General features: G+C 35.7%; 9 protein-coding genes and 1 pseudogene. 6 read left to right on the plus strand and 4 right to left on the minus strand.

All coding sequences use genetic code 11. The features are described 5' to 3' along the window. The 3 genes from ACIQ0D_RS10650 to pdxA form a co-directional block, all read right to left on the minus strand. On the minus strand, window positions 1–290 hold a 290-nt coding region (locus tag ACIQ0D_RS10650), incomplete at its 3' end, for a YceD family protein (RefSeq protein WP_395805431.1). 134 nt (window positions 291–424) lie between these two features. Further along, on the minus strand, window positions 425–853 hold the full coding sequence (locus ACIQ0D_RS10655) for a hypothetical protein (protein ID WP_395805433.1): 429 nt from the start codon (window positions 851–853) through the stop codon (window positions 425–427). A 109-nt stretch (window positions 854–962) separates the two neighbouring features. Beyond that, window positions 963–2018 (minus strand): 4-hydroxythreonine-4-phosphate dehydrogenase PdxA, encoded by a 1056-nt coding sequence (pdxA, locus tag ACIQ0D_RS10660; RefSeq protein ID WP_395805435.1) that lies wholly within the window; start codon window positions 2016–2018, stop codon window positions 963–965. 182 nt (window positions 2019–2200) lie between these two features. Here pdxA and rsmA point away from each other — a divergent pair, with 182 nt between their 5' ends. The 4 genes from rsmA to ACIQ0D_RS10680 all read left to right on the plus strand — a co-directional run bounded on the left by rsmA (window position 2201) and on the right by ACIQ0D_RS10680 (window position 4995). Beyond that, window positions 2201–2980, plus strand: a complete 780-nt coding sequence (gene rsmA, locus ACIQ0D_RS10665) for a 16S rRNA (adenine(1518)-N(6)/adenine(1519)-N(6))-dimethyltransferase RsmA (protein ID WP_395805437.1) — start codon at window positions 2201–2203, stop codon at window positions 2978–2980. Between the two features lie 9 nt (window positions 2981–2989). Next, entirely contained in the window at window positions 2990–3925 is a 936-nt protein-coding gene (locus ACIQ0D_RS10670) for an NAD(P)-dependent oxidoreductase (protein WP_395805439.1), read from the plus strand. 167 nt (window positions 3926–4092) lie between these two features. After that, window positions 4093–4566 (plus strand): transcription elongation factor GreA, encoded by a 474-nt coding sequence (gene greA / locus ACIQ0D_RS10675; RefSeq protein ID WP_291403363.1) that lies wholly within the window; start codon window positions 4093–4095, stop codon window positions 4564–4566. 36 nt (window positions 4567–4602) lie between these two features. Next, window positions 4603–4995 carry an HIT family protein gene (locus ACIQ0D_RS10680; RefSeq protein ID WP_395805441.1) on the plus strand — a complete coding sequence of 131 codons (393 nt, stop codon included), beginning with the start codon at window positions 4603–4605 and terminating at the stop codon, window positions 4993–4995. Window position 4996: 1 nt separating this feature from the next. Here the strand turns inward: ACIQ0D_RS10680 and ruvC are convergent, their stop codons facing one another. Next, window positions 4997–5566, minus strand: a complete 570-nt coding sequence (gene ruvC, locus ACIQ0D_RS10685) for a crossover junction endodeoxyribonuclease RuvC (protein ID WP_395805443.1) — start codon at window positions 5564–5566, stop codon at window positions 4997–4999. A 98-nt stretch (window positions 5567–5664) separates the two neighbouring features. Here ruvC and ACIQ0D_RS10690 point away from each other — a divergent pair, with 98 nt between their 5' ends. Continuing rightward, window positions 5665–6639, plus strand: coding sequence for a hypothetical protein (locus ACIQ0D_RS10690; RefSeq protein WP_395805445.1), 975 nt, complete (start codon window positions 5665–5667; stop codon window positions 6637–6639). A gap of 31 nt (window positions 6640–6670) precedes the next feature. Next, window positions 6671–6860 (plus strand): annotated as a pseudogene (locus tag ACIQ0D_RS10695) (glycosyl transferase); the annotation flags it as partial.

Genomic DNA, 6860 nt, shown 5'->3' on the forward strand with positions numbered 1-6860 from the left:
AGATTTTCGTCTCCACTCAATTTAACAATTTGCCTCTCCTTGAAATCTACCAGATAAGGATAATCTGCTAAACACACATCGCATCCCAATTTGATTGAACCCTTGATGTAGAAATGCAGAATCATCATCGTCTCCTGCTTCTCTAAGTCAAGCGCAATATTCAGTTTACCACTCTTTACCAAAGAGTATTCAAACTCCTCGAAAAAAGAATCATTCACCTCGAATTCAAATTGATGAACCCCAAGCTTTAGTCCGGTAAACGGAATGCTATATTCGTTTAATAATTTCAAAGCACGCCAATTGAGCCTGCAAATTTAGAAAAAATTATTTAGTTGATCACTTTTTTTTAAAATGAATGCTAATGAATCTTCTATTTCATTAAAATTTCCTTTTGAAATGTTGCTTATTTTAATTTCTATATAGTCTAAGCCTTATCTAATGTGCTTAAAGCAAAATTATCATGGAAATTTTTTTTCTTAACAAATAATAGTGGAATTAAGGGAATTAGGGGTGCGGGATTCATTTTCTCCATAATAATGATAGATATGAGTGATCCTGCTGCAGCAATTCCAATCAAAATGCCAAAACCAAGTCGGAAGCTTACACTCGGATTAATCGTGATAGTCTTTACTTCTCCATTCTTTAAAGTTAATTCCTGCTTGTGGAGCATATTTTTATTAGCAACCGTTATAACATGTAGGCCACCAGGCAATAAGTATTCAATCCTGTCATTAAGATTGTCGATCTCTTGTAAATTATCCCCATCCCACATAACAAAGTATTTCAATCCCTTATTCCACATTTTTCCGCTTTTTGAAACCCTTACAATAATCTTCGCGCTACTTATTTCCATGTTAATCTTCGTACGATTTTATTAAAATAATATCAATTAGATTAAATAAATTAATCTAATATAAAATATTTTTATTTTATAAAAAGTCAAAAAATAGATCTTTTGAAATTTAATCTCTGTCTTTAGAGAATTTACTAAGTTTTAAGGGATTGGAGATAAGCTCTGCACTTTCCTTTCGTCTTTGAACGATATTGATGGCAGTAAATAGTGCTTCTCTGAACGAATTTGCAGAGGCTAGATTTTTTCCTGCGATATCGTATCCTGTACCGTGATCTGGGGATGTTCTTACCACTGGTAATCCGGCGGTATAATTAACCCCATTTTCAAAGGCTAATTGTTTGAATGGTATTAATCCCTGGTCGTGATACATGGCCAAAACCGCATCAAATTTAGTATAGGTATGAGCTGCAAAAAAACCATCTGCTGCATAGGGCCCGAAGGCGAAAATACCTTTTGCATTGGCCTCATTTATCGCCGGGATGATTGTTTCAAGCTCTTCATTTCCAATTAATCCGTTATCGCCAGCATGTGGGTTTAAGCCTAAAACCGCAATTTTTGGTTTTTGAACCCAGAAGTCTTTTTTAAGACTTTGGTTCATTAATTCCAATTTAGAAAGGATTTTTTCTTTGGTGATTTTCTCTGGGACTTCACTCACAGGGATATGCCCTGTAACTACTCCCACTCGAATATCTTCGCTTACCAAAAACATAAGTGAGTCGGGTGCATTTACCTTCGACTGAATATATTCGGTGTGACCAGCAAATTGAAAGCTTTCGCTCTGAATATTATGTTTATTGATTGGAGCTGTGACTAAAGCATCGGTTTTCCCAGCAATTAAATCATCTAAGGCTCTTTCAAGCGAGATAAAAGCATATTTTCCGCCAATTTCTGTTGCTTGCCCTAGTTCAATTTTTACATCTTCTTCCCAGCAGTTAATCATATTTGGACGCTTGTCATGTGCCTGATTAGCATCATTGATAACGTGAAATTGAAACTCATTGACATCCATGGTTTTACGATGGAAAGACGCAACTTTTGTGTGCCCATAAACAATGGGAGTACAATAATTCATAATTCGGGTATCTATTAGAGTCTTGATAATAACTTCTAAACCGATGCCATTTACATCACCAATTGATATTCCAATTTTAATTTTATCGCTCATTCCTGCTGAAAATCATTTATTGATGAAGCCTTTTTATTAAGGAATCAATAATTAGTGCAAAATAAAGAATTAATCTCGAAATAAAATTATTTGTGTTTGTGAGATTCATTTTAGCTTCTACCATCAAGCTTAATAATTTATGGATCAGGATTTTTCTGTAAATTGCGCCAAATAAGCCACAAATGAGTTTAGTTAAAGCTAAAAAGCATCTCGGACAACACTTTTTGACCGATAAAAATATCGCCGAAAAGATTGTTAATAGCCTCCAGCAGACTGATAAGTATAATCAAGTACTTGAGGTTGGTCCAGGAATGGGCATTCTTTCTGACTTTCTTTTGAGCAATAAAAATCTCGAAACTTTTTTAGTGGATATTGACACTGAATCTTTCGATTATCTCAATAAAAAATATCCAGAATTAGGAAGCAGACTCATTAATGCCGATTTTCTGCAAATGAACTTTAAGGAAATCTTTCCGGGCAAATTAGCCGTTATTGGGAATTTTCCTTACAATATTTCTTCCCAAATTTTGTTTAAAATATTGGACAATCGTGATCAGGTTTTGGAGGTGGTTGGAATGTTTCAAAAGGAGGTGGCGCAGCGATGTGCTGAAAAGCCGGGGAGCAAGGAATACGGAATTTTGAGTGTTTTTTTACAAGCTTTTTATAAGGTTGAATATCTTTTTACGGTTAAACCGGGAGTTTTTAATCCCCCGCCCAAAGTTAATTCAGCAGTTATTCGATTAACTAGAAATGAAGTCGAAAAGCTTGATTGTGATGAAAAATTATTCTGGCAGGTGGTGAAAGCAGGTTTTAATCAGCGAAGGAAAACGCTTAGAAATGCACTTTCTTCTGTTTTAAACAAAGATAGTATGGGCGATGATCCGCTGTTTGAATTAAGAGCAGAACGACTAAGTGTTGCTGATTTCGTAAATTTAACCAATTTAATCAGCCAAAAAAGGTAATTCTATCCCATGAACAAAAAGATACTCATAGCAGATCATTTGCATCCTCTTTTTAAGGAAGAGGCTGAAAAAATGGGTTTTGAATGCCATGATATGCCTTTGATTAGTCGCGAGGAGACCTTAGCCACTATTCATGAATATGCCATCATTGCCATTCGCACCAAATTTCAAATTGATGCGCAGCTGATTGATGCGGGAAAAAATTTAAAGATTATTGCTCGTGCAGGTGCCGGAATGGACAATGTGGATGAGAATTATGCTCATTCTAAGGGTATAAAATGTATTAATGCTCCCGAAGGCAATCGCGATGCGGTTGCAGAGCATGTTATTGGGATGCTACTTTCATTATTAAATAATCTAAGAACTGCAGATGCGGAAGTCCGCCAAGGTATTTGGGATCGAGAGGGGAACCGTGGATGGGAGCTTAAGGGCAAAACCTTAGCGATTATCGGTTATGGCAATAATGGGATGATGTTAGCTCGTAAATTATCTGGTTTTGAGTTAAAAATTATTGCCTACGATAAATATAAAACTGGTTTTTCGGATGCTTTTGCTCAGGAAGTAAGTATGGAGCAGGTGGTTAAGGAGGCCGATATTTTGAGTTTTCATATTCCATTAAACCGAGAAACACGCCAGCTTTTTAACGATGAATATTTGTTTCATTTTAAAAAGCCCATTGTACTGCTCAATGCTTCAAGGGGTGAGATAGTGAATACAAAAACTGTTTTAAAGGGTCTTGAAAGTGGGAAAATATATGCTGCAGGATTAGATGTTTTAGAGGTGGAGAAATTCCCTGCCTTAGCTGAACAGGAATGGTTTAAAGAGCTAGCAGAAAGCAAAAAAGTCTTGTTGAGTCCGCATATTGCTGGCTGGACACATGAGTCTTATCGAAAAATCTCGGAGGTGCTTGCACAAAAATTGCAGGCGCTTCTAAGCGAATTTTAGGATTTCTTTTTCTTGATAATTTCTAAGATATTGGGAATTTTCAATCCAGAAATTTGGAAATCTTGAGTCAAAAATATTATCTTCGTATTAATGCGAGCAAGACTATATTGGCCTAAGCCAACATAGTCTTGTTTGTTTTTATAGTCTAACCAAAAAAATTGTGAGATATGTCGGAAGTAACTTATTATACCCGTGAAGGATTAGAAAAGCTGAAAGAGGAGCTTCATTATTTGAAAACCGAGGGCCGTTCGCAAATATCTAAGGCTATTGCTGAGGCTAGAGATAAGGGTGATTTATCTGAAAATGCCGAATATGATGCAGCGAAGGAAGCTCAGGGACACCATGAGTCGAAAATATCGAAATTGACTAATGTTTTAGCCAATGCACGTTTAATTGATGAATCTAAACTGGATTCAACAAAGGTTCTTGCTTTGTCGATTGTTAAGATAAAAAATGTAAACAACGGTGCTACAATGACTTACCAGCTCGTTTCTGAATCGGAAGCTGATTTGAAATCTGGTAAAATATCTGTTAAATCACCAATTTCTCAGGGACTTTTAGGAAAAAGTGTAGGCGATAAGGTTGAGATTGTTGTCCCAGCAGGAAAAATTGAGTTTGAGATTATTGAAATTACGCGTTAAAAGCATTTTTTTCATCCAATAACATAGAAATTTATTATGGAGTCCATTTTCTCAAAAATTGTTGCTGGAGATATTCCTGCTCATAAAGTTGCCGAAACTATTGATTATTTGGCTTTTTTAGATATCAATCCATTAACTGAGGGGCATCTTTTGGTGATTCCCAAAAAGGAGGTTGATTATATTTTTGACTTGGATAGTGAAACCTATGTTGGTTTAATGATGTTTGCGCAGATTGTCGCTGAAGGTTTGAAGAAAGCGATTCCATGTGAACGTGTGGGCATGACCGTAATTGGATTGGAAGTTCCACATGCTCACATTCATCTCATCCCAATTAAAACTATGGACGACATGAATTTTAGTCGCCCGAAGCTTAAACTAAGCGAAGAAAAGCTAACTGAAATCGCAAACGCTATTCGCGTACATCTTTAAGCTATTTTTTGATTCTTTTTACATTGTCCTTAGCAAAGGCATCCCAACCCGTGTAGCTTTTATTATTTCCAGCACTAGTAATTTTCTGGAAGGAATGGCAAACTGCAACGGCCAGACCATCTGTCGCATCTAAAAATTCGGGTGTTTCTGTAAATTTTAGCAATGTTTTAAGCATCGCTGCAACCTGTTCTTTTGAGGAGTTACCATTTCCGGTAATAGATTGCTTGATTTTACGTGGGGAATATTCAAAAATGGGCAAGTTTCTTGATAATGCTGCTGCCATGGCAACACCTTGTGCGCGACCAAGTTTGAGCATTACTTGAATATTTTTGCCGTAAAAAGGTGCTTCAATAGAAAGGCAATCAGGTTGGTATTGGTCGATAAGTAGGACCGTTTTCTCAAAAATTTGCTTTAATTTTAATGGGTGATCATCCAGATGATTCATTTTTACTACGCCCATGCAGACTAAATCGACGGTATTTTTAACCTCTTTAACAATCCCATAGCCCATAACGCTTGTTCCAGGGTCAATTCCAAGGATAATCCGTTCTTTTGATTTTTCTTTTAACATGCACCGCAATATTAAGCAATTAGCTTCTTTTTTGTGATTTTGCTTTAAGCATTTTGAAAATAAAAAATTGCCTAGCTTTTTCTTAACATTGTATCAGCATGAAATCACAAACAAAAAAGATTTTAAGTGTAGGAATAAAGGTAAGCGTTCTTGTTTTGGCTTTCTGGTACATTTTTAAAAAACTTATTGATAACCAGAATATAAGCAATTTTCATTCGCTGATGGCTTTAATTTCGCTCCCTGAAGTCATTTTGGTGATGATTAGTGTCATTTTGCTGATGCTATTAAATTGGTTTTTAGAATCCCTAAAATGGAAATTTTTACTTAGAGATATTGAAAAAATAGATACATGGAAGGCTATTGAGTCTGTTTTTTGTGGCTTAACATGGGCAGTTTTTACTCCCAACCGAATTGGGGAGTATGGTGGGAGGGTATTTTTTCTATCCCCAAGGATGCGTATTAGGGGATTAGTTGCGATGGGTGTAGGCGCAATTGGTCAGATGGTAATAACCAATGTATTGGGATCTCTGGCTCTCCTATGGTTTTTTATAAATTTTATAAAGCTAAATTCCATCTTAATTTTTTCGTTGACTATTCTTATTCTTCTTTTTTGCAGCCTCATGCTTCTGTTTTATTTCAATATTCAATGGCTTTATGGACTCTTGATGAAAATTAATTTTCTGAAGCGTTACAGGAGGTTTCTAATCATTTTTTCAAAATATAAACATGCAGATATTGTTCAGATTTTGCTCTATTCTTTCTCGCGATATCTGATTTTTACGATTCAATATTTTTTAGTTATACATTTGTTAGTACCTGATATTCAGTTGTTTGATATGGCAATGGTCTTATTTATTTTCTATTTCATACAATCTGCACTCCCTTCCCTCGACCTTCTAGATATAGGTGTTAGAGCCAGTGTTGCCACCTATTTTTTTGCTTTTATCACCAATCAAGAAATAGCAATTATGGCAGCAATTGCTTGTGTTTGGTTAGTAAATCTAATTATTCCAGCTATTTTTGGTTCAGTTTTCGTGTTTAAACTTAATTTCTTTGGTCGTTCTACTCGCTAATATCTTCACATCTATTCTCACATTAATGTATGTGGGAATCTTACTTTATTTAAAAAATGGCTGGTCGAAAATTAAATCTTTTCAAGCAAAGGATGAGCCCTGCAAAACAACAGTAAGCGTTTTAATTGCTGCTAGGAATGAGGAAGAAAATATCAAAAAAACGATTGAGGATGTGTTGGCGCAGGACTACCCTTCGCATTTATTGCAATTAATTATTGTAG

It is taken from the genome of Daejeonella sp. (assembly GCF_044342615.1).
In the GTDB taxonomy this organism is placed as follows: Bacteria; Bacteroidota; Bacteroidia; order Sphingobacteriales; family Sphingobacteriaceae; genus Daejeonella.

Bases quoted from the DNA above. Each gene is read 5' to 3' on its own strand.
- ACIQ0D_RS10670 (WP_395805439.1), top strand. From the start codon at position 2,990: ATGAACAAAAAGATACTCATAGCAGATCATTTGCATCCTCTTTTTAAG.
- rsmA (WP_395805437.1), top strand. From the start codon at position 2,201: ATGAGTTTAGTTAAAGCTAAAAAGCATCTCGGACAACACTTTTTGACC.
- ACIQ0D_RS10690 (WP_395805445.1), top strand. From the start codon at position 5,665: ATGAAATCACAAACAAAAAAGATTTTAAGTGTAGGAATAAAGGTAAGC.
- ruvC (WP_395805443.1), bottom strand. From the start codon at position 5,566: ATGTTAAAAGAAAAATCAAAAGAACGGATTATCCTTGGAATTGACCCT.
- ACIQ0D_RS10655 (WP_395805433.1), bottom strand. From the start codon at position 853: ATGGAAATAAGTAGCGCGAAGATTATTGTAAGGGTTTCAAAAAGCGGA.
- ACIQ0D_RS10680 (WP_395805441.1), top strand. From the start codon at position 4,603: ATGGAGTCCATTTTCTCAAAAATTGTTGCTGGAGATATTCCTGCTCAT.
- greA (WP_291403363.1), top strand. From the start codon at position 4,093: ATGTCGGAAGTAACTTATTATACCCGTGAAGGATTAGAAAAGCTGAAA.
- pdxA (WP_395805435.1), bottom strand. From the start codon at position 2,018: ATGAGCGATAAAATTAAAATTGGAATATCAATTGGTGATGTAAATGGC.